Here is a 23,154-nt window from a genome sequence, read left to right as displayed (position 1 = left end):
GGGGGGGGGGGGCGCGGGGGGGGGGGGTTTGGGGTGGGGGGGGCCCCCGGGGGGGGGGGGGGGGGGCCCCCCGCGGGGGTGGGGGGGGGGGGGGGGCGGGGCCCCCCCCCCCCCCCCGCCCCTCCTCATGTCAGGGCGCGCCGGGGCATGGCAGGGCGTGCCGGGGCGACTCAGGGCTTCAGGACGCGTCCCGCGGCCGGCGGTCGCCGCAGAACTCCGCCTCGATCACCGCCTCGCTGTCGCCCGCCCAGTCGCCGTTGAAGTTGAGGGCGAGGGAGTGGCGGCCGTCGGGGGTGGTGACGGCCTCGGACGAGGAGCCGTGTATGCCGCCGCCGTGACCCCAGACGTGGACTCCGCAGGACAGCTTCCGGTCCATCAGGCCGAGCCCGTACGCGACGTTGGGGGCGCCGTCGATCGGCACCGTCGTCTTCATCGCCTTCAGCTGCCTCGGTGGCAGCAAGTCGCCGCCGAGCAGCGCCCGGTAGAAGCGGCTGAGGTCCGCCGAGTCGGAGATCATCTCGCCGGCCGCGTACGCCAGGGAGGGGTTGAGCCTCGTGACGTCGTACGTCGGCCCGGTCGCCGTCTGCGCCAGCTTGCTGTAAGCGCGGCTGCTGGGCTGCGGGACGGCGGCCCGCGTGCCGGGCACCGAGGTGGCGCGCAGGTGCAGGGGCTCGATGATCCGGTCGCGGATCTCCGCGCCGTAGGGACGGCCGGTCGCCTTCTCGATCACCATTCCGGCGAGGACGTAGTTGGTGTTGGAGTAGCTCCAGGACGTGCCCGGCGCGAACTCCGGCTCGTGGGCCATCGCGACCGCCAGCAGCTCGGAGGGTTCGTCGGTGTCGTAGCGGTGCGCGAGGAAGCCGTCCTTCAGGAAGTACGTGCGGCCGAACTCCTCGTCCGAGGTGTAGTCGTAGATGCCGCTGGTGTGGTTGAGCAGCTGGCGGAGGCTGATCCTGCGACCGTCGTGGCCGTTGCCCCGTACCGCGCCCGGCAGCCACTTGCCCACCTTGTCGTCCAGCGACAGCCGGCCCTCCGCCTCCAGCTGGAGCAGCACCGTCGCCACGAACGTCTTGGTGATGCTGCCCACCCGGTAGTGGTCGGCCGCCGAACGCGGCTGCCCGGTGCGGAGGTTGCCCACGCCCTCGGTCGCCCGCCAGGTGCCGTGCGCGTCCTTCGCGGTCGCCGTGACGCCGGGCACGCCGTCCCGCACGGCGGCCCGCAGCGCCTCGCGGGTCGCGTCATGGCCGCCGGTGGGGGTCGCCAGGGCCGCGCCGGCCAGGGCGGCCGACAGTGCCACGGCCGTCGCCGCCACCAGGGTCACTCGTACGCTCATGTCATCCCCCATCTGATCCCCTCGGATCCATTTCGGATCACAGCACAGTCGGAGGAAGAAACCATGAGCACCGCGTGAAGGTTGCCGGAGGGCGTCCCGGTTGAGCGGGTTTCAGCCCTTTTTCAGGACCAGCTCGGTGTGGCGGTCGCGGCGCGCCGCCCGCCAGGTCCGTACGGGCTCCGGGGCGTTGAAGGACTGGCGGCGGAGGGAGGCCGGACCGGCCGGGGAAAGACCGGCGAAGTCCGTGCGGTGCGGGGAGCGGCGAGACCGGCGAGGGTGGTGCCGGGCGTGCAGGGGGCGAGCGGCGGCGGACGCTCCCCGCGCGGCCCGGGAGCGGTCAGCCGGGAGTTCATCCGGCGTGCCGAGTCTCCTACGCCAGGTCGACGCGCCCCGCGGCCGGGCGCTCGCGCCACAGCCGCAGGCCCAGGTCGACCAGGCCGATGCGCCGCAGGGCTGGTACGGCGTCGAGTCCGTGCCAGGCGGCCATGTCGGTGGAGCCGCCGATCTCGTGGCGCAGTTCGCCGCCGACCACGGTCCCCTCGTACACCAGGCGTACGCCGTGGTGGTCGGTCGCCGGACGGAAGCGGCGGCCGGGGAAGGTGCGGTGGAGGGAGTGGACGCCGAGGATGCCGGTGACCTCGATGCGGTAGCCGGTCTCCTCGCGCACCTCCCGGCGGACGGTGTCGTAGGGATCCTCGCCGTGCTCCATGCCTCCGCCGGGCAGCACCCACTCGGGGGTGCCGTCGGGGGCCGGGGAGCGGGCGAGCAGCACCTGGCCGTCCCGGACGCATATGGCGTAGGCCGCCACCCTCAACTTCTCGCGCACGAGGGGACGTTATCCCCTCACACCAGGAATGCCACCCGCCACCCGAAATGTTCTGCTCATCCCCTGTGTCCACCCCTGGGCATCGCGGGTTTTCCCCATTCATCCATTGCGATTCGGTCAACCCTCGCCAAACATCCCTGCGTTGCGTAAGGCTGAGCGGTCGTCCGGGACCGAATTCCGGACTGTCTCGTTCCTTAACCCAGCAAGGGATGCCGATGACACTCACCCCCCAGAGCGAACCGATACCGGGCGCGAGACGCGTGGCCCGGATCGCCGTGGCCGCCGGCCTCGTCGCCGCGCTGGCCGCGGCCGGGCCGATACCCATGGCGCTCGCCGCGGACCAGGCGCCCACGGCCGCCGACCCCGGCGTGAAGTCCGCCCACGACAAGCTCGGCTCCGACGACGCCGAGCTGCTCGCGCAGGCCAAGGCCGCGGGCGACAAGAGCGTGACCATGATGATCGCCACCGCGCCGGGCAGCACGAAGCAGGTCGCCGAGCAGCTCGACTCGGTCGACGGCGGCCTCGTCGGCCGTACGTACGACAAGCTGGGCTACGTCCGGGCCACGGTGCCCACCGCCAAGGCGGACGCGGCCATCGCCGCCGCCACCAAGCTCTCCTCCGTGCACGGCATCGACCTGCGCGAGGAGATACCGCTGGACGACCCGCGGCCGAACGCGGGCGCCCCGCAGGGCACCAAGGCCGACCGCGCGTACCCCGCGCCGGGCAGGAAGACCCCGGCCGAGAACCCGTACAACCCGTCCTTCGAGACCGGTGCCGTCGACTTCGTCGAGGACCACCCGAAGGCGGACGGCCGCGGCGTCACCATCGGCATCCTCGACTCGGGTGTGGACCTCGGCCACCCGGCGCTGCAGAAGACGACGACCGGTGAACGGAAGATCGTCGACTGGGTGACCGCGACGGACCCCGTCGTCGACGGCGACGGCACCTGGCGCCGGATGACCACGGCGGTCAGCGGCCCGACCTTCGCCATCACCACGCCCACGCTCGGCACCGAGACGTTCAAGGCGCCCGAGGGCTCGTACAAGTTCAACTACTTCTCCGAGTCCGCCACCACCGGTGGCGACATGGCCGGTGACCTGAACCGCGACGGCGACACCACGGACGTCTGGGGCGTGCTGTACGACGCCGCCTCCGGCACCGCGCGCGTCGACCTGGACGACGACCTCGACTTCACCGACGAGGCCGCGATGAAGCCGTACAAGGACGGCTTCCAGATCGGCTACTTCGGCACCGACGACCCGGCCACCGAGATCGCCGAGCGGATCCCGTTCGTGATCGAGATCCGCAAGGACGTCGTCCACAACGCGGCCGGCGCCAAGGCCGACTACGTCAGCATCGGCGTCATCGAGGGCTCGCACGGCACGCACGTGGCCGGCATCACCGCCGCCAACAGCCTGTTCGGCGGCCGGATGAACGGCGCCGCTCCCGGAGCCAAGCTGGTCTCCTCCCGGGCCTGCACCTGGTCCGGCGGCTGCACCAACGTGGCCCTCACCGAGGGCATGATCGACCTCGTCGTCAACCGGGGCGTCGACATCGTCAACATGTCGATCGGCGGCCTCCCGGCCCTCAACGACGGCAACAACGCGCGCGCCGAGCTGTACACGCGCCTGATCGACGAGTACGGCGTCCAGCTGGTGATCTCCGCGGGCAACTCCGGCCCCGGCGCCAACACCATCGGCGACCCGTCGCTGGCCGACAAGGTGATCTCGGTCGGCGCGACCGTCTCCAGGGAGACCTGGGCCGCCAACTACGGCTCGAAGGTGGAGAAGCGGTACGCGATGATGCCGTTCTCCTCGCGCGGCCCGCGTGAGGACGGCGGCTTCACGCCGACGCTGTCGGCGCCCGGCGCCGCCATCAACACCACGCAGACCTGGTCACCCGGCGGCCCGGTCGCCGAGGCCGGCTACAGCCTGCCGCCCGGCTACTCCATGCTCCAGGGCACCTCGATGGCCTCCCCGCAGGCGACGGGCGCCGCCGCGCTGCTGCTGTCCGCCGCCAAGCAGAAGGGCATCGACCTCACCCCGGCGACCCTGCGCACGGCGCTCACCTCGACCGCCGACCACATCAAGGGTGTGCAGGCGTACGAGGAGGGCGCGGGCCTGGTCAACATCGAGGACGCCTGGGACTCGATCCGCGACGGCGCCACCGCGCACACCTACACGGTGAAGGCGCCGGTCGACACCGCGATCGACCAGTTCCTGAAGACGCCCGGCCACGGCACCGGCCTGTACGACCGTGAGGGCGGCCTGAAGGCCGGCCAGAAGAAGACGTACGACGTCACGATCACCCGTACGTCCGGTCCCGACAAGGCCGTCCGGCACGAGCTGCACTTCGAGAACAACCAGGGACGCACCTTCCGCATCGTCGGATCCGACGTGGTGAAGCTCCCGCTGAACGAGCCGGTCACCGTCAAGGTGCAGGCCGCGCCGAAGTCCGCCGGGCTGAAGAGCGCGATCCTCGAGGTCGACGACCCGCGCACCGAGGGCATCGACAAGCTGGTCCTCAACACGGTCGTCGTCGCGCAGCCGCTGAAGTACAGCTACGCCGCGTCCGGTTCGGTGCAGCGCAACAGCACCACCTCGTACTTCGTGACCGTGCCCGAGGGCGCCAGGTCGCTGGAGGTCGCGCTCAGCGGGCTGAAGGACAGGAGCCAGACCCGGTTCATCGCCATCCACCCGTACGGCGTCCCGTCCGACCCGACGTCGACGATCAACTGCTACCCGAACTACACCAACCCCGCCAACACCTGCCGCCCCGACCTGCGTGCGTACGCCGACCCGCAGCCCGGCGTCTGGGAGATCGAGGTCGAGTCGCGCCGTACGTCGCCGCTGCTCGACAACCCGTACAAGCTGGACGTCACCGTGCTCGGCGCGGCCTTCGACCCGGAGACCGTGACCGTGCCCGAGGCCAAGGTCGGTGTACCGGCCACCGCCTCCTGGAAGGTGACCAACGGCTACGCCGCGATCGACGGCAAGCTGGCCGGCGGGCCGCTCGGCTCGTCCAAGACCACCCGCCCGACGATCGCGCAGGGCGAGGCCCAGACCACCACGGTCGAGGTCCCGGAGGGCGCCAGCTCGCTCGACGTGGCCATCGGAGGCGTCTCCGACGCGGCGGCCGACCTGGACCTGACCGTCTACGACAGCACCGGCGCGGTCGTCGGCCAGGACGCCGACGGCGACTCCGAGGAGCAGGTGTCCATCACCTCCCCGAAGGCCGGCACGTACACCATCGAGGTCTACGGCTACGGGGTGCCGGCCGGCTCCACCGCCTACGACTACCGGGACGTCTTCTACTCCGCCGCCCTCGGCAGCGTGAGCGTGGACGGCTCGGCGCCGGTGAAGCTCGGCACGGGGGACTCGGCCACGGTCACCGGCAGCGTCACCGCCGCCGCGGCCGCGCCGGAGGGACGTGAGTTCTTCGGCCAGGTGCAGCTGGTCAACGCGCGCGGCACGGCCGCGGGCGTCGGCAACGTGAAGATCGAGAAGGTCACGCCGTAGGCAACCGGTACGGCTGAGGGGCGGGCGTCCGTACGGGCGCCCGCCCCTTTCGCTACTCACAGGCTGTGGCGCGAGCCTGCGGCAGGGTCTCCGCGAGCAGCTGCCGTTGGCCGGCGATCGCCTGCTCGCCGACGAGCCAGACATCGGGCGACGCGCTGCCGCGGCGGAGGGCGACGAGGACCTGCTCGCCCTCGTCAAGACCGGCGCTCGCGGGGATCACGAACGAGACCTCGGTGTCGCCGTCCGCCGGTTCGTAGGAGCGGCTCACCTCCAGGGTGACGCGTTCCTCGGCGGTGCCGGGGACGGGCCGGGTGTCCGTCACCTCGCCCTCGGCGACCAGACGGGCGCAGGCCAGGTACTCGGGGGAGCCGAGGGGGCCGACGGCCTCCGAGGAGGAGTCGGACCGGGCGCTGTCGGCGCCCGCCCCGGACGTCTCCGTCGCGCCGCCGCCGGCCTGGGCCAGCAGCCAGCCCATGCCCACCACCACGGTCCCGGCCGCCGCGACCCCGGCCGCGACGAGGGCGAGGGCGAAGGGGCGGCGGCGGTGCGGGCGTACCCGGACCGACGGCGCCGGGGACCTCGCCGGCGGCTCCGCGGCCTCCGGAACCTCCGTCAGCGCCTCGCCGATGACCCCCAGTTGTTCCCGCAGCACCGCCACGTCGGCCTCGGCCGACCGGTACTCGGCCAGCAGGGCGGCGTCCGCGCGTGCCGCATCCGGCAGCGGCTCGCCGGTGATGACGGCCATCAGCGGATCGCGGGGATCCAAGCCGCCCTGCCCGTCACGCTCCACGGTCACGTCACACCACCTCGTCCTCGTGCAGGCGGGCGCGCAGGGCCCGGACCGCCGTGTGCAGCCTGCTCTTGACCGTGCCCTCCGGGACGCCGAGCTCCTGCGCGATGGAACGCACCGGCAGATCGGCGTAGAACCGCAGGACGAGGACCTGACGCTGGGCGTCGGGCAGCTCGTCCAGGCCCTGGGCGACGGCGAGGGACAGCAGGCTGGTGTCCTCACCGGAGGGGTGCGCCGGCTGGCGCAGCGAGGCCAGGCGTTCCCCGATCCGCTCCTGGCGGCGTCGGGCCCGGTGCCAGTCCATGGCGAGGTTGGAGGCGACGACCGCCGCCCACGCCGAGACGTCCCGTGGTGCCTCGCGGCCGCTCGCGGCCCGCTCCAGCAGCCGCAGGCGTACCTGCTGCACCCCGTCCGGCAGGTCCGCCTGCGGCACTCCGCCCAGCGCGAGCACTGCCCGCACCCGGCGCTCCTGGGCCGCGTCCAGGGGATCCCCGACATCACCGTGAACGTCGCCCCCCTGGCCGCGGCGCGCCATTCTGCGCAGCACAGCCACCCCTCTCCTTGCCGCGTTTCCCCTATGACGCCCGGACGGGCCGAAACGTTCGGCCCCGCTCGGGGCAGCCATCAGTGGCGTAGGTCATAGAGGCCCCGTCCCACCAGGCGGGCACAAGCCCAAAAGATTGGACACAGGGGCCCAGGTGCCCCGCATGATGGAAAGGCCCCGGTCAGGGACGGGGCGCTCGCACACCACGCAAAGGAGTCGCCGTGAGGGTCGGAATCGTCGGAGCCACCGGTCAGGTCGGCACGGTCATGCGCAGAATCCTCACGGAACGCGACTTTCCGGTGACGCAGCTGCGGCTGTTCGCCTCGGCCCGCTCGGCGGGCACGGTCCTGGACGGCGTGACCGTGGAGGACGCGGCCACGGCCGACTACACCGGCCTGGACATCGTCCTGTTCTCCGCGGGCGGCTCGACCTCCAAGGCGCTGGCCGAGAAGGTCGCCGGGCAGGGCCCGGTCGTGATCGACAACTCCTCCGCGTGGCGCCGGGACCCGGACGTGCCCCTGGTGGTGTCCGAGGTGAACCCGCACGCGATCGCGAGCCGCCCCAAGGGCATCATCGCCAACCCGAACTGCACGACCATGGCCGCGATGCCGGTGCTGAAGCCGCTGCACGAGGAGGCGGGCCTCGAAGCCCTCGTCGTCGCCACCTACCAGGCGGTGTCCGGCTCCGGTCTCGCCGGTGTGGACGAGCTGTTCGAGCAGGTCGAGAAGGTCGGCGAGGACGCGCCGAAGCTGACGCACGACGGCTCGGCGGCCCAGTTCCCGGCGCCTGCCAAGTACGTCGCGCCGATCGCGTACAACGTGCTGCCGATGGCCGGCTCGGTGGTGGACGACGGCCTGAACGAGACCGACGAGGAGCAGAAGCTCCGCCACGAGTCCCGCAAGATCCTGGAAATCCCCGGCCTGAAGGTCTCCGGCACCTGTGTCCGCGTGCCGGTCTTCACCGGTCACTCGCTCCAGGTCAACGCCCGTTTCGCCCGGCCGATCAGCGTCGAGCGCGCCAAGGAGCTGCTGGCCGGCGCCCCCGGCGTGGCCCTGACCGAGGTCCCGACCCCGCTCCAGGCGGCCGGTCAGGACCCCTCGTACGTCGGCCGCGTCCGCCAGGACGAGACCGTGGACCACGGCCTCGCCCTGTTCGTCTCCAACGACAACCTCCGCAAGGGCGCGGCGCTGAACGCGGTGCAGATCGCGGAACTGGTGGCGGCGGAGCTGTCCGCCAGGGCGGCCGGCTGAGCGCACCGGAGGTGCGGGGGCACGGGTGGCGTCGATCGTCGGCGCCGTCGTGACCGCCGTCCGACCGCTACCCCGCCTGGTCCTCGCGGACCTCGTAGAGGAAACAGCCGTACTCGACGGCCCGGACGTGGACGAGTGCCACCTCCGGGTCGTCGAACGCGTCCGTGAGCGCCGCCTCGAAGTCGTCCTCGACCAGACGGCCGCCCAGGATGCGGCCCTCGGCCGAGTAGCGGCGCAGCGTGCGATGCGCGTTCGTGAAGGGGAGGGCGTCGCCGCCGCGCGGCCCCGCGCATTCCCCCGCATGGATGAAGACGGGGCCTTGTTCGTCGTACGGCCCTGGCTCGGCGCCCGTCTCCCTGGCCCAGCGGCGCAGCGGCGCGTACGAGACCAGGGCGATGTCCTCGCCGGGGGCGCTGCGGCGCAGGCAGCAGCGCAGCGGCGCCCCGCCCGCCTCGTCCGACACGGCAGCCGTCTCGCGTCCCGCGTCGTCGACGGCACGCAACTGCCTCAGGACCGGCGCTTCGATGGCTCGTGCAAAGTACGTCGTCATGGGCCCAGGTTCGCGCGCCCCGGCCGCGCCCACCGGCGGTGAACGGACATCGCCATCCGCGCAGGTCGCGTGGAAGGATGGCGGAACCGACACATAACGAGGAGATGACCGCGTGCCTGGCACAAACCTGACTCGCGAAGAGGCGCAGCAGCGGGCGAAGCTGCTCACCGTTGACTCGTACGAGATCGAGCTCGACCTGTCCGGGGCGCAGGAGGGCGACACCTTCCGGTCCGTGACCACGGTGCGCTTCGATGTCGCCGAGAACGGTGCCGAGTCCTTCATCGACCTGGTGGCGCCGACGGTCCACGAGATCACTCTCAACGGCGACCCGCTCGACCCCGGCGCGGTCTTCAAGGACTCCCGGATCGCCCTGGCCGGCCTGCTCCAGGGCCGGAACGTACTGCGCGTCGCCGCCGACTGCGCGTACACCAACACCGGTGAGGGTCTGCACAAGTTCGTCGACCCGGTCGACGACCAGGCCTACCTCTACACCCAGTTCGAGGTGCCGGACGCCCGCCGGGTGTTCGCGTCCTTCGAGCAGCCGGATCTGAAGGCGACCTTCCAGTTCTCCGTGCGTGCGCCCGAGGGCTGGACCGTCATCTCCAACTCGCCCACGCCCGAGCCGCAGGACAGCGTCTGGGTCTTCGAGCCGACGCCGCGCATCTCGACGTACATCACGGCGCTGATCGTCGGCCCGTACCACAGCGTGCACAGCGTGTACGAGAAGGACGGCCGGTCCGTCCCGCTCGGCATCTACTGCCGGCCCTCCCTCGCCGAGTACCTCGACTCGGACGCGATCTTCGAGGTGACCCGGCAGGGCTTCGACTGGTTCCAGGAGAAGTTCGACTACGCGTACCCGTTCGAGAAGTACGACCAGCTGTTCGTGCCGGAGTTCAACGCCGGCGCGATGGAGAACGCGGGCGCGGTGACCATCCGCGACCAGTACGTCTTCCGTTCGAAGGTGACGGACGCGGCGTACGAGATGCGCGCCGAGACCATCCTGCACGAGCTGGCCCACATGTGGTTCGGCGACCTGGTCACCATGGAGTGGTGGAACGACCTGTGGCTGAACGAGTCGTTCGCCACCTACACGTCCATCGCCTGCCAGGCCGCCGCGCCCGGTTCGCGCTGGCCGCACGCGTGGACGACCTTCGCCAACTCCATGAAGACCTGGGCCTACCGCCAGGACCAGCTGCCGTCCACGCACCCGATCATGGCGGAGATCAACGACCTGGACGACGTGCTCGTCAACTTCGACGGCATCACGTACGCCAAGGGCGCCTCCGTGCTGAAGCAGCTCGTCGCCTACGTCGGTGAGGACGAGTTCTTCCGCGGTGTGCAGGCCTACTTCAAGCGGCACGCGTACGGCAACACCCGCCTCAGCGACCTGCTGACCGCCCTGGAGGAGACCTCCGGACGGGACCTGAAGACCTGGTCGAAGCTGTGGCTGGAGACGGCCGGGATCAACGTGCTGCGCCCCGAGATCGGGACGGACGCGGACGGTGCCATCACCTCCTTCGCGATCCGCCAGGAGGCGCCCGCGCTGCCCACGGGCGCGAAGGGCGAGCCGACACTGCGCCCGCACCGGATCGCGGTCGGCCTGTACACGATGGACGACGAGGCGGGGAAGCTGGTGCGCCAGGAGCGCGTCGAGCTGGACGTGGACGGCGAACTGACGGCCGTACCGCAGCTGGTGGGGCGGCAGCGCCCGGACGTCGTCCTGCTGAACGACGACGACCTGTCGTACGCGAAGGTCCGCCTCGACGAGCAGTCGCTGGCCTTCGTCACCGAGCACCTCGGCGACTTCGAGTCGTCGCTGCCGAGGGCGCTGTGCTGGGCGTCGGCCTGGGACATGACCCGGGACGCGGAGCTCGCCACCCGTGACTACCTCTCCCTCGTCCTCTCCGGCATCGGCAAGGAGTCGGACATCGGCGTGGTGCAGTCGCTGCAGCGGCAGGTGAAGCTGGCGATCGACCTGTACGCCGACCCGGCCGCCCGCGAGACGCTGCTGGCCCGCTGGACGGACGCCACGCTGGCGCACCTGCGCGCCGCCGACGCGGGCAGCGACCACCAGCTCGCCTGGGCGCGCGCCTTCGCGGCCACCGCGCGGACGCCGGAGCAGCTGGACCTGCTGGAGGCGCTGCTGGACGGCTCGCAGACCGTGCAGGGGCTGGTCGTGGACACGGAGCTGCGCTGGGCGTTCGTCCAGCGGCTCGCGGCCGTCGGCCGCTTCGACGAAGCGGAGATCGCCGGCGAGTACGAGCGTGACCGGACGGCGGCCGGCGAACGCCACGCCGGCACCGCCCGGGCCGCCCGGCCCACGCAGGAGGCGAAGGCGGAGGCCTGGGCCTCGGTCGTCGAGTCCGACAAGCTGCCGAACGCCGTGCAGGAAGCGGTCATCGGGGGCTTCGTGCAGACGGACCAGCGGGAGCTGCTCGCGCCGTACACCGACAAGTACTTCGCGGCGCTGAAGTCCGTCTGGGACTCCCGCTCGCACGAGATGGCCCAGCAGATCGCGGTCGGGCTGTACCCGGCGGTGCAGGTCTTTGAGGAGACCCTCGCGAAGACGGACGAGTGGCTGTCGACGGCGGAGCCGAGCGCGGCGCTGCGGCGGCTCGTGTCGGAGTCCCGCGCGGGCATCGAACGAGCGCTGCGGGCGCAGGCCGCGGATGCGGCGGCTCAGGGGTAACCATCTGCCGGTCCGACCGCCCGGGGCGCCCGCCGAGCACGGCTCGGGGGGCGCCCCTCGCAGGGGCGTCCGACGACGCGACGGTCGTCCAGGCGGTCCCGAACCCGGCGCCCGCGCCCACCACCAGCACCAGCACCAGCACCACCACCAGCAGCAGCAGCAGCAGCAGGAGTCTCCCCGCGCGGGCGATCAGCAGCCCGGCGGCCCCGCGACCGCCGAGCCGTACGCCGCTCGCGCGTCGCCCAGCGCCATCAGCACCGGCGACGCGGCCGGCGTGCGCGCCATTTCCTTGCGGCCGCCGTATCCCGCACGGATACTCCCCCCATGACCTCGGACTCCGGCCCCTCCGCCGCGCAGGGGGACCCGGTCGACGTCATCGTCGATCAGTGGGTCGCCGTACGCCCCGACCTGGACACCAGGACGATCGAGGTCTTCGGCCGCCTCCACCGCCTGGCACGCACGATGGACGACCGGATGGAGAAGGCGTTCACCCGCTTCGGCATCTCACGTGGCGAGTTCGACGTCCTCGCCGCGCTGCGCCGCGCCGGCGAGTCGTACACCCTCTCGCCACGCCGGCTCTCGGCCGCCCTGATGCTGACCACCGGCGGCATGACCGGCCGCCTCGACAAACTGGAACGCGCCGGCCTCCTGCGCCGCTCCCCCGACCCCCACGACCGCCGCGCCCTCCAGGTCACCCTCACCGAACCGGGCCTGCGCATCGTCGACGACGCGATGGGCGTCGCCATGGCCGTCCAGACGGCGGCCCTCTCGGCCCTCACCGACGAGCAGGCCGGTCAACTGGCCGGCCTGCTGCGGGATTTGCTCGCGGAGGCTCACACCGAGCGACCCTAGGGCGAGTTCAGCCGGTGTGGTCGCACAGCGCTGCCTCGATCATGGCCGGGGCGGCGGAGTCGGCCGCCCAGGCGACGTAGCCGTCGGGGCGGACCAGGAGCGTCGTGCTGCGGGCGCCCTCCCAGTGGCTCACCGTCACGCGGTCGGCGCGGGGCGCGGGTCCCGGCTCGTGGGGCTCCGGGGTGATCAGGAGGAAGCGGCCGGTGCGCAGGGCCTCGTAGAGGCGGCCGGTGGTGAGGCGCGCGTCGGGGGCGCGGCGGCCGGTGAGGGGGTGGGCGCCGCGGGGGGCGGGGTAGCGGTAGCCGATGCCGGAGATCTGGGCCAGGGCCTTGCGGCGGGCGGGGCGGGCCGCGCCGGCAAAGGCGGAGACCAGGGCGCGAGCGGCGCGCAGGACGGGGTTCTGCGCCCGGGCCAGGCGGACCAGGCCACCGCTGCTGCGCAGCACCGCCTTGCCGACGGGGTGACGCTCGCTCTGGTACGTGTCCAGCAACCCCTGCGGCGCCCAGCCGTGGACGGCGGCGGCGAGCTTCCAGCCGAGGTTGGCCGCGTCCTGGAGACCGGTGTTCATGCCCTGCCCACCGGCCGGGGAGTGGACGTGCGCGGCGTCACCGGCGAGGAAGACCCGTCCGGCCCGGTAGCGCGGCACCTGCCGCTCGTCGCTGTGGAAGCGGGACAGCCAGCGGGCGTCGTGCATGCCGTAGTCGCTGCCCAGGGCGCGGCGCGTGACGTCCCTGACCTCGTCGAGGTCGAGCGGGGCGTCGTCGGGGACCTCATGGCGGCGGTTCCAGCCCATGACGCGGTACCAGCCGTCGCCGAAGCTCGCGATCATCGCGAAGGCGTCGCCCGCGCCGTTGACCGTGAGCACGGTCTCGGGCTTCTCGGCGAGCCTGACGTCCGCCAGGAAGAGGGACTTGATGACGGAGACGCCCGGGAAGGGCAGGCCGATCGCCGCCCGCACGGCGCTGCGGTGGCCGTCCGCGCCGACGACGTACGCCGCGCGGTGGGTCACCACCGTGCCGTCCGCAGTCCGTACGTCCACGTCGACGCCGGTGCTGTCCTGACGCAGGCCGACGACCTCGCTCTCGTACGCGAACCGCGCGCCGTGCTCGCGTGCCCGCCGCTCCAGCAGGCGCTCCACCTCGTACTGCGGGGTGATGAGCAGGTAGGGGAAGCGGGAGGGGAGCGTGCTCAGGTCGAGGGAGAGACGGCGGAAGAGGCGTAGTTCGGTGAGGGTGCCGCCGGTGGCGATCAGCGGGTCGGCGAGGCCTCGGGCGTCGAGCTGCTCCAGAGTGCGGGCGTGGACGCCGAAGGCACGGGAGAGGTTGCTGATGCCGTGAGGGCGCCGTTCGAGGGCGGTGACGGGGACGCCGGCGTGGGCGAGGTCGCCGGCCAGGAGGAGGCCGGTGGGGCCGGAGCCGACGACGATCACGGAGTCAGGGGTCCGGGGGGCGCCGAGGGTTTCGGCGGGTCCTGCTGTGCCGCTCATGGTGGCCTCCAATTGCGAGATGCGAGAAGTCAGATGCCGGATGCCGGAAGGGGGAAGCGGGAAGCGGGAAGCCAACAGATGTTGGTCAACGCTTGTTGGTCAACGTTTGTTGGCAACAGTAGGGCGGGACTGGGTGGAGTGTCAACGGGCGTTGGCCTACAATCGTTGGCATGCCGCACACCACGTCCGCGTCACCGGCCTCCCCCGCCCCCCGCCGCTCCGACGCCACCCGCACCGCCATCCTCGACGCCGCCCGTGAGCGCTTCGCGGCCGACGGGTACGAGCGCGCCACCATCCGGGCCATCGCGAGGGACGCGAGCATCGACCCGTCGATGGTCATGCGCTACTACGGCAACAAGGAGGGCCTCTTCGCGGCCGCTGTCGCCATCGATCTGAAGCTCCCCGACCTGACGGCGGTGCCCACCTCCGACGTCGGCCGCGCCCTCGTCTCGCACTTTCTCGACATGTGGGAGGACAACGAGGTACTGACCGCCCTGCTGCGCGTCGGCACGACGAATCAGGCCGGGGCCGAGCGGATGCAGGGGATCTTCCGGGAGCAGTTGCTGCCGGTCGCCCGCTCGATCTGCCCCGATCCCGAGCAGGTCCCCACCCGGGCCGCGCTGTGCGCGATGCAGTTGCTCGGGCTGGCGCTCACCCGTTACGTCCTGCGGATTCCCCCCGCGACGGCGCTCGTGCGCCCGGAGATCGTGGCCTGGCTGGCGCCCACCATCCAGCGCTACCTCACCGCGCCGAGCCCCTGAGCACGCCGGGCCACGGCCCGCCCGCCGGCATCGACGTCGCTCCGGCTGACCGGCTTCGGCGCCCGTCACCGTCGCCCCGCCGGACCCGGACCCGGACCCGGCGCAGGCACCGGCACCGGCGCAAGGCGGCCGGGCATGCCGAAGGCGCCGGCCTCGTCGACGTACGGGACGTACGACGGGGACGGCGCCCTTGGGAACTGCGCGGGGGGCGGCGGAGCCCGGTGGTCAGGCCTTCGCGTCGGCCTTGGTCGTGATGTTGGAGGTCGTCGTGTCCCTCTGCTTGTGGGACTTGTCCAGCACCATCACCAGGCCCGCGATGACCCCGAAGATCACGATCGGTGCGATCACGAACCAGCCCAGCGTCTCGATGACGCTCAGGCCCGTGCCGGGGTCGTCGCCGTCGTCACGCGTCAGCGCGAGCGCGGGGGACGACATGAGCAGCATCATCAGCGTCGTACCGGCAGCCAGGGCGCCGGCGCGCAGGGCGTTCTTCTTGTCCACGGTGCCAAAAGTACCGAACGCCGGGCAGGGCCGCGCGCCCGGGGTGCCGTAACGGGCGCGTGCCGGGAGGCGCCGCCCCTCCGGACGCGCCCCGCGACTCACCCGCTCCCCTCGTCCCGCCGTCCGGCGTCGTCCCTCTCCGCCCTGAGGACCTCCATCAGCGAGCGCAGCCGCGCCGAGGACGCCAGCTGCTCCAGGGTCACCGCCCGGCCCGCCGCGTCGGCGATCGGCAGCCGCCAGTTCGGATACTCGTCCCACGTCCCGGGCAGGTTCTGCGGCCGCCGGTCCCCCACGCCGTCCGGCAGCCATACGCCGATCATCCGGGCCGGCGTGCGCAGCAGGTAGCGGTGGACGGCCTGGACCTCGGCCTCCTCCTCTCCCGCTCCCCGGCCTCCGCCCGTGCCCCGCAGCAGGCCGAGCCGGGTGAGCAGGGCGAGCCACTCCCCCGTGTCGGCGGCGGCCGCCGCGCGTTCGGCGTCCAGCGAGCCGGCGAGGAGGCCGAGCCGGTCCCGGAGTTCGACGTGCTCGCCGGTGAGCCGGGCCGCGGTGGGCGGCAGGTCGTGGGTGGTGGCGGTGGCCAGGCAGTCGGCGCGCCAGCTGTCCGGCGGCAGGGGGCGGCCGTCGCCCGCCCAGTCCCGCTCGAACCACAGCACCGAGGTGCCGAACACCCCCCGCTCGCGCAGAGCCTCACGGACGCCCGGCTCCACGGTCCCCAGGTCCTCGCCGATCACCATCGCCCCGGCCCGTGAGGCCTCCAGCACCAGCACGGCCAGCATGGCCTCGGCGTCGTAGCGGACGTACGTCCCCTCCGTGGGCGGCAGCCCCACCGGCACCCACCACAGCCGGAACAGGCCCATGACATGGTCGATGCGGAGCGCGCCCGCGTAGCGGAACAGACCTCGGAGCAGGCCACGGAAGGGCGCGTACCCGGACTCGGCCAGCCGGTCCGGGCGCCAGGGCGGCAGGCCCCAGTCCTGGCCGCGGGCGTTGAAGGCGTCCGGTGGCGCGCCCACGGACATCCCGGCGGCGAAGTACCGCTGCTGCGCCCAGGCGTCGGCGCCCCCGGGATGCACGCCGACCGCGAGGTCGTGCACGATCCCGACCGGCATCCCCGCCTCCCGCGCGGTGCGCTGGGCGGCGACGAGCTGGGCGTCCGTGAGCCAGGCGAGCCGGGAGTGGAAGTCGACGCGGTGCATCAACTCCCGCCGGGCACGCGCGGTTTCGGCTGACCGCGGGTCCCGCAGTCCGTCCGGCCAGGTGTGCCACTCGGGCCCGTGCGCCTCGGCCAGGGCGCACCAGGTGGCGTGGTCCTCCAGGGCCTCGCCCTGTTCGGCGAGGTAGTCGCAGTAGGCGGCGCGCCTGCCGGGGCCGAGGGGGACCTCGCCCGCCAGCTCCAGCGCCTGTCGCTTCAGCTCCCACACGGCGTCCCGGTCGATCAGCGCACCCTTTTCCAGTACCGCCTCCCGCAGCCGTTCGGCCCGTTCGGCGAGGGCGCGCACCCGCTCACGGTCGCCGGCGTAGGCGTACTCGGGGACGGCCTCGACGCGCAGATGCGCGGGGTCGGGGAAGCGGCGGGAGGAGGGGCGGTACGGGGAGGGGTCGGTGGGCGCACCGGGCACGGCCGCGTGCAGCGGGTTGACCTGGATGAACCCGGCGCCGAGGGAACGCCCGGCCCAGGCGGCGAGTTCGCCGAGGTCGCCGAGGTCGCCCATGCCCCAGGAGCGTTTCGACAGCAGGGAGTAGAGCTGGACCAGCAGTCCGTACGAGCGCGCCGCCGGTGTGGGCAGCCGGGACGGGGCGGCGATCAGATGGGCGTCGGCGGCGCGGCCGTCGGGGGCGGTGACGGTGAGGCGGTGGACGCCGGGCGGCAGGTGCTCGGCGGACTCGCGGGTCTCGCCCTGCTCGGTCTCGACCCGCAGCCGGGTGCCCTCGGGCAGCCCGGCGAGAGCGTCCGGCGCGGCGCCGCCCCAGCCCACGACGGTCGGCGGCAGCAGCCGCTCACGCAGTTCCGTGCGGCGGGCGGCGAGCGCGGCGCGGGTGGCCTCGGGCGTGCCCGCGTCGACACCGAGCGCGGCAAGGGTCCGGGTGAGCGCGGCGGCCGAGGCGGCGACCGTACGGCCCGGGGACGGGCTGTAGGACGGGGCGACGCCGTACGACTCGGCAAGCCGGCACAGCTCCTCCGCGGGGGTTTCGTCCGGCCGGGGGACGGTCATCGGCGACCTCGCACGGCCGACGTCCGCTGTGCGGTCACCCGCGGGCCTGACACGGCCGACGTCTTCGGTGCGCTCACTGGTGGGACTCCCACCGCAGGCATCCACGGTGCGATCACCCGCAGGCCCCCCACCGGAGGCGTCCACGGCGCGGTCATCCACGGGTCCCCTCCCCAGACATCCACGGCGCGGTCATCCACGGGTCCCCCTCCCCCGACATCCACGGCGCGGTCATCCACGGGTCCCCCTCCCCCGACATCCACGGCGCGGTCTTCCACGGCCCTGCGCGGCCTGCGTCCGGGCTCGGGTCATCTACGGCCTCGAGAAGTCGGCGTCCGGGGCGGCGAGCGGCGGCTCGCTGGTGAGGGGCTCGGCGTCGGGCAACGGGGGTTCGCTGGTCAGGGGGGCCTCGGTGCAGGCGCCTTCCGCGCTGAAGACGCACACATGCGCCAGATCCGGGTCGCCCGCGTGCTCCCTCACAGGGTCCCGGTCGGCGGACTGCACCGCCTGGCGCGGGAACGGCGTGCGTTTGGAGCGGTGCGTGTTCCGGGGCGGGGAGGTGCGTTTCGAGCGGGCACCGCCCCCGGTGCGGGGCGTGTCGTCGGAGAGGGCGGACAGCAGCAGGTGTGCCGATGCGGCCACGGGAGCCTCCTTGTCGGTTCGGGTGGGTCATCGCAGCCCTACCCAGTGAGCGCGAGGCCAGACGCCCTCACGGCGAAGAAGGTCGTTGTCATCACATTCCGTGCGCACACGCTCTCTCCAGGTCCCGGCAATCCACACATAACGGCCACTGTCGGTGACACTCCTCTCCTCGATGGTGGGCCGTTCCCCTCCCTGACGCGGACATGGAAAGAACGGACCGGACCGGCGACGGCGAGGAGGGCTGCGCGGCGGCGGCAGGGACGGCGGGCGGTCGCGCCGGCGCTCGTCGTGGTGGCGGCGGGGACGGGTGCCGCCGGAAGCGATGCCCCATCCCGAGCTGAGGTACGCCTGGCACCTCCCGGCACGCGCGGCCGCGGGACCGGGGTGGGCGGGAAGCTCCCCGGTCCCGTTCGGGCACCCTGCCCGGGACATGCGAAAGCCCGGATCGTCAGGCGGAAATGCCGTCGATCCGGGCCATGGCGTCGTCCGCGCCGTACGGCTGCAAGTACGGCAGCCAGCGCGGGTCCCTATGCCCGGTCCCGATGATGCGCCAGGCCAGGCCGGTGGGTGGGGCGGGTTTGTGGCGCAGCCGCCAGCCGATCTCGCCGAGATGACGGTCGGCCTTCACGTGGTTGCAGCGGCGGCAGGACGCCACCACGTTGTCCCAGACGTGCTTGCCCCCGCGGCTGCGCGGGATGACGTGGTCGACGCTGGTTGCGACGCCACCGCAGTACATGCACCGGCCCCCGTCGCGGGCGAAGAGCGCGCGGCGGGTCAGTGGAACGGGCCCCCGATAGGGAACCCGGACGAATCGTTTGAGCCGGACCACGCTGGGTGCGGGGACTGTGACGGTCGCGCTGTGCAGATAGGCGCCGGACTCCTCGAGGCATACGGCCTTGTTCTCGAGGACGAGGATGAGCGCGCGGCGGAGCGGTACGACGCCGAGCGGCTCGTACGACGCGTTGAGGACCAGGACATGCGGCACGGATGCCTCCTTGTACGCCGGCGGCGCGTGGCTCGCGCCGGGACGATCTGCAGTCAGTCTCCCCTCATGCCTGGTGAAAGCGCCACCATGTCCCGGTAACGGGCTGGGAGTGTTTTCGACCACATCAGCTTCCTCCCCAGGCTCCCGGCCATTTCCTCCCCCTTCTCGCCGGACTGTTCTCCTCACCTGCTGTTCGTCTGATCTGTACATCCCCGGGGGGCATCGTTCCTCCCTCGAACAGCGCAACGATCCACACACGGTGCCCCGATAGTGTGGTTGCTCCGCCCGTCCGGTGACCCGTTCGTGGCCTTGGACCTGGCCGCCGTACCGGGGGCGGACCGTTGCACCTGGAGGTTCCCGCCGTGTCGTCCCTGCCCGCCCTGCCGGCCGCCGGACCGTCACCCTCACCTTCCCCGTCCGGGACGGCACCCTCCGTGCCCTCCCTCCAGGACGCCCAGCAGGGCGCGTCGAACGCCGCCGGCTGGGTGGAGGAGAACTGGTCGACGTGGCTCGCGATCGGGCTGCGGGTGCTGCTGATCGTGGTGATCGCGGTGGTGCTGCGGGTGATCGTGCGGCGGGCGATCACCAAGCTGATGGACCGCATGAGCCGTACCGCGCAGTCGGTGGACGGTTCGGCGATCGGCGGCCTGCTGGTGAACGTGGAGCGCCGCCGTCAGCGCTCCCAGGCGATCGGCTCGGTGCTGCGCTCGGTGGCGAGCTTCGTCATCCTCGGTACGGCCGCCCTGATGGTCCTGTCCACGTTCCAGATCAATCTGGCGCCGCTGCTGGCCTCCGCGGGTGTGGCGGGCGTGGCGATCGGTTTCGGCGCCCGCAACCTCGTCACGGACTTCCTGTCCGGCGTGTTCATGATCCTCGAGGACCAGTACGGCGTGGGCGACTCGATCGACGCGGGCGTCGCGTCCGGCGAGGTCATCGAGGTGGGCCTGCGCGTGACGAAGCTGCGGGGCGACAACGGCGAGATCTGGTACGTCCGCAACGGCGAGGTCAAGCGGGTCGGCAACCTCTCCCAGGGCTGGGCCACGGCCGGCGTGGACGTCACCGTGCGCCCCTGCGAGGACCTCGACCGCGTCAAGGCCGTGCTCGGCGAGGTCGGCGAGGCGCTGAGCAAGGAGGACCCCTGGAACGAGATGCTCTGGGGCCCGGTCGAGACCCTCGGCCTGGACAGCGTCCTGCTCGACTCGATGGTCGTGCGCGTCTCCGCCAGGACCATGCCGGGCAAGGCCCTCACGATCGAACGCGAGCTGCGGTGGCGCATCAAGCGGCGCTTCGACCAGGAGGGCATCCGCATCGTCGGCGGCCTGCCCGTGCAGCACGAGGAGTCGCCGGCGGACCCGACGGCGGGGATGTCGGCCCCGTCGGCGTTCGCGAGCACCACCTCTCCGCAGGCGGTCGCGGCGTCCCCGATCACGCCGCCGACGAGCACGACGAAGTAGCGCAACGGCCGGGCACGCTCGTTCGTGTGAGGGGCCGCCCGCCGGGCGACCGACGACGAGGCCGGCCCCGGTGAGCCGCTTCCCCGGCCGGCCGCTGCCCCACCCCGGCCACCACGCCTCCCCGGCGACCGCGCCGTCAGCTTCCTCACGCCCCGCAGGTAACGACTCCGTTGCCCGGGGCGTGCGCTCTTGACGCCCCTTCGCGCCGGGCCTACGGTCCTGCCAGCAGACAGGAAACCTTCCTAACAGTGGCGGGCGTCTCGCCCGATGCCAAGCCGAGCGGCCGAAAGGCAGGTGTCGCGCCCATGGCGGGAACCGCCGGTACCCCGGGCACCCCCCGCGTCCTGCGCGCCATGAACGACCGTGCCGCCCTGGACCTGCTCCTGGAGCACGGCCCGCTCTCCCGCACCCGGATCGGCAAGCTCACCGGCCTGTCCAAGCCGACCGCCTCGCAACTGCTGGCCCGGCTGGAGGCCGCCGGGCTGGTGCTGGTGACGGGGACGAGCGAGGGACGCCCGGGCCCGAGCGCCCAGCTCTACGCCGTCAACCCGGCCGCCGCCCACGCCGCCGGCCTCGACGTCACCCCCCAGCGCATCCTCGCCGCCGTCGCCGACATCACGGGCCGCACGGTCGGCACGTACGAGGTCCCCACCCCCGGCCGGCGGCCTGCCCGGCCCGTCGTACGCCAGGTCACCGACGCACTCGACGGCGCCGTGAAGGCCGCCGGGCTGGCACGGGACGACGTCCACCGGCTCGTCATCGGCACACCGGGCGCCTTCGACCCGAACACCGGACGGCTGCGCTACGCCTCGCACCTGCCGGGCTGGCACTCCCCCACCCTCCTCGACGAACTCGCCGCCGCGCTGCCGATGCCGGTGGAGTACGAGAACGACGTCAACCTCGTCGCCGTCGCCGAGCAGCGGCTCGGCGCCGCCCGCGGGCACGGCGACTTCGTTCTGCTGTGGAACGAGGGCGGCCTCGGCGCCGCCCTCGTACTCGGCGGCCGGCTGCACCGCGGCTGGACCGGCGGCGCCGGCGAGGTCGGCTTCCTGCCCGTCCCGGGCGCGCCCCTGGTCCGCCAGGTCACCAAGGCCAACAGCGGCGGCTACCAGGAGCTGGCCGGCTCCCAGGCCCTCCCCGCGCTCGCCCGCGACCTCGGCGTCCCGAACGTCCCCTCGGGCCCGTACACCGAGGCCGCCGCCACGCTGCTGGCTCGCGCGGCCGAGCGGTACGGCGCCGAGGGGAGCGGTGTCGGCGGGGACCTCGGGCGCGGTACGCGGCGGCCCGGCGGGGACTCCGGGCGGGGCATGCGGCAGGCCGACGAGGGTTCGGGGCGCGGCGTACGGCACCGCGACGCGGACCCCGACCCCCGTACGGGCCGAGCCGACGCCGGCTCCGGCCGCCGTACACCCCCGGCCGACGGCACCCCCGGCACGCACCCCGACGGCACCCCCGGCACCCCCGGCACCCCCGGCACCCCCGGCACCCCCGGCACCCCCGGCACCCCCGGCACCCCCGGCACCCCCGGCACCCCCGGCACCCACAGCTCGTACTCCGACGGCGACCCCCACCGCCGCCTCCTGCACACCTACGCCACACGCCTCGCCACCGGTCTCGCCTCCCTCGTCTCCGTCCTCGACCCCGAGCTCGTCGTCCTCAGCGGCACCTCCCTCACCTCCGGCGGCGAGACACTGCGCGCCCTGGTGCAGGCCGAGCTGGCCGAGCTGGCGGCCGCGCGGCCCCGGCTCGTCCTCGGCGACGTACGCGAACATCCCGTCCTGCGCGGCGCCCTGGAGAGCGCCCTCGCCACCACCCGCGACGAGGTCTTCGACACCTCACGCTGAGCTGCGCCCCGACCCGGCCCCTTTCCTCGTCCCCTGTCCTGGGAGGCTTCGCCATGCCCGGAAAGTCCCGAAAAGCAGCCACGCACGTCACCGTCTCCATAGCCGTCCGCCGTCACCGTCCTCCTCGCGACCGCGTGTACCGGCCAGTCCTCCTCCGGCGCGGACGACGATCCCTCCCGGGCCATCACCCTCACCTTCTGGCACGCCTGGAGCGCCCCCTCCGAGGTCGCGGCCGTGAAGTCGCTGATCGCCGGCTTCGGGAAGGCCCACCCGCACATCGAGGTGGAGGTCGTCGGCAACATGACCGAGGACAAGATCAACCAGGCTCTGCGCGCGGGCGGCGACAACGCCCTGGGCCCCGCCTGGTTCGCCGACCCGGGCTGGTCCGAACCGGCGCTCACGCTGCTCGCCCTGTGAGGCATCGGCGACCTGATGGTCATCTTCATGGCCGCCCTGCCCGACGTGCCGAAGGAGCAGTACGAGGCGACGGCACACTGTGGCCGCTGCTGATCCCGATGGCCTTCGGGGACGCGTTCTCCGTCTTCCTGCTGCGCCAGTTCCTGATGACCATTCCCGACGAGTACCTGGACGCGGCGCGGGTGGACGGCTGCGGGGAACTGCGGACGCTGCTCAGGGTCGTCCTGCCGATGGCCAGACCGGGCGTGGCCGCCGTGGCACTTTTCCAGTTCTTCTACGCGTGGAACGACTACTTCGGCCCGCAGATCTACGCCTCCGAGAACCCGGGCGCCTGGCCCCTGTCCTACGGCCTGGAGTCGTTCAAGGGCGCGCACCACACCGACTGGAACCTCACCATGGCCGCGACCGTGCTGGTCATGGCCCCTGTGATCCTCGTGTTCTTCTTCGCCCAGAAGGCGTTCGTCGAGGGCGTCACGCTCACCGGAGTGAAGGGTTGACTGGA

The 23,154-nt window shown here is 72.8% G+C and carries 17 protein-coding genes and 3 pseudogenes; 10 read left to right on the top strand and 10 right to left on the bottom strand.

What is annotated here, in order from left to right:
* Positions 1-178: 178 nt before the first annotated feature.
* Together ACGF8A_RS07195 and ACGF8A_RS07190 are read right to left on the bottom strand one after the other, a co-directional pair.
* Complete coding sequence (locus ACGF8A_RS07195) at positions 179-1,333, bottom strand: serine hydrolase domain-containing protein (protein ID WP_393105110.1); 1,155 nt, start codon at positions 1,331-1,333, stop codon at positions 179-181.
* A 370-nt stretch (positions 1,334-1,703) separates the two neighbouring features.
* Complete coding sequence (locus ACGF8A_RS07190; RefSeq protein ID WP_393105108.1) at positions 1,704-2,159, bottom strand: NUDIX hydrolase; 456 nt, start codon at positions 2,157-2,159, stop codon at positions 1,704-1,706.
* Between the two features lie 215 nt (positions 2,160-2,374).
* On the opposite strand from ACGF8A_RS07190, the gene ACGF8A_RS07185 reads away from it, so the two are divergent.
* Complete coding sequence (locus tag ACGF8A_RS07185; protein WP_393105106.1) at positions 2,375-5,677, top strand: S8 family serine peptidase; 3,303 nt, start codon at positions 2,375-2,377, stop codon at positions 5,675-5,677.
* A gap of 52 nt (positions 5,678-5,729) precedes the next feature.
* Here the strand turns inward: ACGF8A_RS07185 and ACGF8A_RS07180 are convergent, their stop codons facing one another.
* Both ACGF8A_RS07180 and ACGF8A_RS07175 read right to left on the bottom strand, forming a co-directional pair.
* On the bottom strand, positions 5,730-6,473 hold the full coding sequence (locus ACGF8A_RS07180) for a hypothetical protein (protein ID WP_393105104.1): 744 nt from the start codon (positions 6,471-6,473) through the stop codon (positions 5,730-5,732).
* A gap of 1 nt (position 6,474) precedes the next feature.
* On the bottom strand, positions 6,475-7,020 hold the full coding sequence (locus ACGF8A_RS07175) for an RNA polymerase sigma factor (protein ID WP_393105102.1): 546 nt from the start codon (positions 7,018-7,020) through the stop codon (positions 6,475-6,477).
* 212 nt (positions 7,021-7,232) lie between these two features.
* Between ACGF8A_RS07175 and ACGF8A_RS07170 the strand changes: the two genes are divergently transcribed.
* Positions 7,233-8,261, top strand: a complete 1,029-nt coding sequence (locus ACGF8A_RS07170; RefSeq protein WP_393105100.1) for an aspartate-semialdehyde dehydrogenase — start codon at positions 7,233-7,235, stop codon at positions 8,259-8,261.
* 67 nt (positions 8,262-8,328) lie between these two features.
* Here the strand turns inward: ACGF8A_RS07170 and ACGF8A_RS07165 are convergent, their stop codons facing one another.
* Entirely contained in the window at positions 8,329-8,811 is a 483-nt protein-coding gene (locus ACGF8A_RS07165; RefSeq protein WP_393105098.1) for a DUF1203 domain-containing protein, read from the bottom strand.
* A gap of 112 nt (positions 8,812-8,923) precedes the next feature.
* Here ACGF8A_RS07165 and pepN point away from each other — a divergent pair, with 112 nt between their 5' ends.
* Positions 8,924-11,500 carry an aminopeptidase N gene (gene pepN / locus ACGF8A_RS07160; protein ID WP_393105096.1) on the top strand — a complete coding sequence of 859 codons (2,577 nt, stop codon included), beginning with the start codon at positions 8,924-8,926 and terminating at the stop codon, positions 11,498-11,500.
* 324 nt (positions 11,501-11,824) lie between these two features.
* Positions 11,825-12,352: a MarR family winged helix-turn-helix transcriptional regulator gene (locus tag ACGF8A_RS07155; protein WP_393105094.1), complete on the top strand. Its 528-nt coding sequence runs from the start codon at positions 11,825-11,827 to the stop codon at positions 12,350-12,352.
* A 7-nt stretch (positions 12,353-12,359) separates the two neighbouring features.
* On the opposite strand, the gene ACGF8A_RS07150 is transcribed toward ACGF8A_RS07155, so the two are convergent.
* The gene (locus ACGF8A_RS07150) at positions 12,360-13,838 is read right to left on the bottom strand and encodes an FAD-dependent monooxygenase (protein WP_393105092.1); all 1,479 of its coding nucleotides are present in this window, start codon (positions 13,836-13,838) and stop codon (positions 12,360-12,362) included.
* Positions 13,839-14,008: 170 nt separating this feature from the next.
* On the opposite strand from ACGF8A_RS07150, the gene ACGF8A_RS07145 reads away from it, so the two are divergent.
* Positions 14,009-14,599 carry a TetR family transcriptional regulator gene (locus tag ACGF8A_RS07145; RefSeq protein ID WP_393105090.1) on the top strand — a complete coding sequence of 197 codons (591 nt, stop codon included), beginning with the start codon at positions 14,009-14,011 and terminating at the stop codon, positions 14,597-14,599.
* A gap of 225 nt (positions 14,600-14,824) precedes the next feature.
* Here ACGF8A_RS07145 and ACGF8A_RS07140 read toward each other — a convergent pair whose 3' ends face one another.
* From ACGF8A_RS07140 to ACGF8A_RS07125, 4 genes are all read right to left on the bottom strand, one after another.
* Positions 14,825-15,100 (bottom strand): hypothetical protein, encoded by a 276-nt coding sequence (locus ACGF8A_RS07140; RefSeq protein WP_393105088.1) that lies wholly within the window; start codon positions 15,098-15,100, stop codon positions 14,825-14,827.
* A gap of 98 nt (positions 15,101-15,198) precedes the next feature.
* Positions 15,199-17,313 (bottom strand): 4-alpha-glucanotransferase, encoded by a 2,115-nt coding sequence (gene malQ, locus ACGF8A_RS07135; protein ID WP_393105086.1) that lies wholly within the window; start codon positions 17,311-17,313, stop codon positions 15,199-15,201.
* Between the two features lie 309 nt (positions 17,314-17,622).
* Positions 17,623-17,952, bottom strand: a complete 330-nt coding sequence (locus tag ACGF8A_RS07130; protein ID WP_393105156.1) for a hypothetical protein — start codon at positions 17,950-17,952, stop codon at positions 17,623-17,625.
* 448 nt (positions 17,953-18,400) lie between these two features.
* Complete coding sequence (locus ACGF8A_RS07125) at positions 18,401-18,937, bottom strand: HNH endonuclease (protein WP_393105084.1); 537 nt, start codon at positions 18,935-18,937, stop codon at positions 18,401-18,403.
* A gap of 341 nt (positions 18,938-19,278) precedes the next feature.
* On the opposite strand from ACGF8A_RS07125, the gene ACGF8A_RS07120 reads away from it, so the two are divergent.
* The 5 genes and pseudogenes from ACGF8A_RS07120 to ACGF8A_RS07100 form a co-directional block, all read left to right on the top strand.
* Positions 19,279-20,391, top strand: a complete 1,113-nt coding sequence (locus ACGF8A_RS07120; RefSeq protein ID WP_393105082.1) for a mechanosensitive ion channel family protein — start codon at positions 19,279-19,281, stop codon at positions 20,389-20,391.
* Positions 20,392-20,696: 305 nt separating this feature from the next.
* Positions 20,697-22,235 carry an ROK family protein gene (locus tag ACGF8A_RS07115; RefSeq protein WP_393105080.1) on the top strand — a complete coding sequence of 513 codons (1,539 nt, stop codon included), beginning with the start codon at positions 20,697-20,699 and terminating at the stop codon, positions 22,233-22,235.
* A 53-nt stretch (positions 22,236-22,288) separates the two neighbouring features.
* A pseudogene (locus ACGF8A_RS07110) lies at positions 22,289-22,586 on the top strand (ABC transporter substrate-binding protein); the annotation flags it as partial.
* A 6-nt stretch (positions 22,587-22,592) separates the two neighbouring features.
* Positions 22,593-22,721: pseudogene (locus ACGF8A_RS07105) on the top strand (sugar ABC transporter permease); the annotation flags it as partial.
* 2 nt (positions 22,722-22,723) lie between these two features.
* Positions 22,724-23,149: pseudogene (locus ACGF8A_RS07100) on the top strand (carbohydrate ABC transporter permease); the annotation flags it as partial.
* Between the last annotated feature and the right edge of the window lie 5 nt (positions 23,150-23,154).

The organism is Streptomyces sp. NPDC047706 (assembly GCF_043204795.1).
In the GTDB taxonomy this organism is placed as follows: Bacteria; Actinomycetota; Actinomycetes; order Streptomycetales; family Streptomycetaceae; genus Streptomyces.
Note: the sequence above shows the minus strand (reverse complement) of the source record. Positions and strands in the feature narration are given on the sequence as shown.

Coding starts and splice junctions, on each gene's coding strand:
- ACGF8A_RS07195 (WP_393105110.1), bottom strand. CDS start 1,333: ATGAGCGTACGAGTGACCCTGGTGGCGGCGACGGCCGTGGCACTGTCG.
- ACGF8A_RS07185 (WP_393105106.1), top strand. CDS start 2,375: ATGACACTCACCCCCCAGAGCGAACCGATACCGGGCGCGAGACGCGTG.
- ACGF8A_RS07165 (WP_393105098.1), bottom strand. CDS start 8,811: ATGACGACGTACTTTGCACGAGCCATCGAAGCGCCGGTCCTGAGGCAG.
- ACGF8A_RS07155 (WP_393105094.1), top strand. CDS start 11,825: ATGACCTCGGACTCCGGCCCCTCCGCCGCGCAGGGGGACCCGGTCGAC.
- ACGF8A_RS07150 (WP_393105092.1), bottom strand. CDS start 13,838: ATGAGCGGCACAGCAGGACCCGCCGAAACCCTCGGCGCCCCCCGGACC.
- ACGF8A_RS07145 (WP_393105090.1), top strand. CDS start 14,009: ATGCCGCACACCACGTCCGCGTCACCGGCCTCCCCCGCCCCCCGCCGC.
- malQ (WP_393105086.1), bottom strand. CDS start 17,313: ATGACCGTCCCCCGGCCGGACGAAACCCCCGCGGAGGAGCTGTGCCGG.
- ACGF8A_RS07115 (WP_393105080.1), top strand. CDS start 20,697: ATGGCGGGAACCGCCGGTACCCCGGGCACCCCCCGCGTCCTGCGCGCC.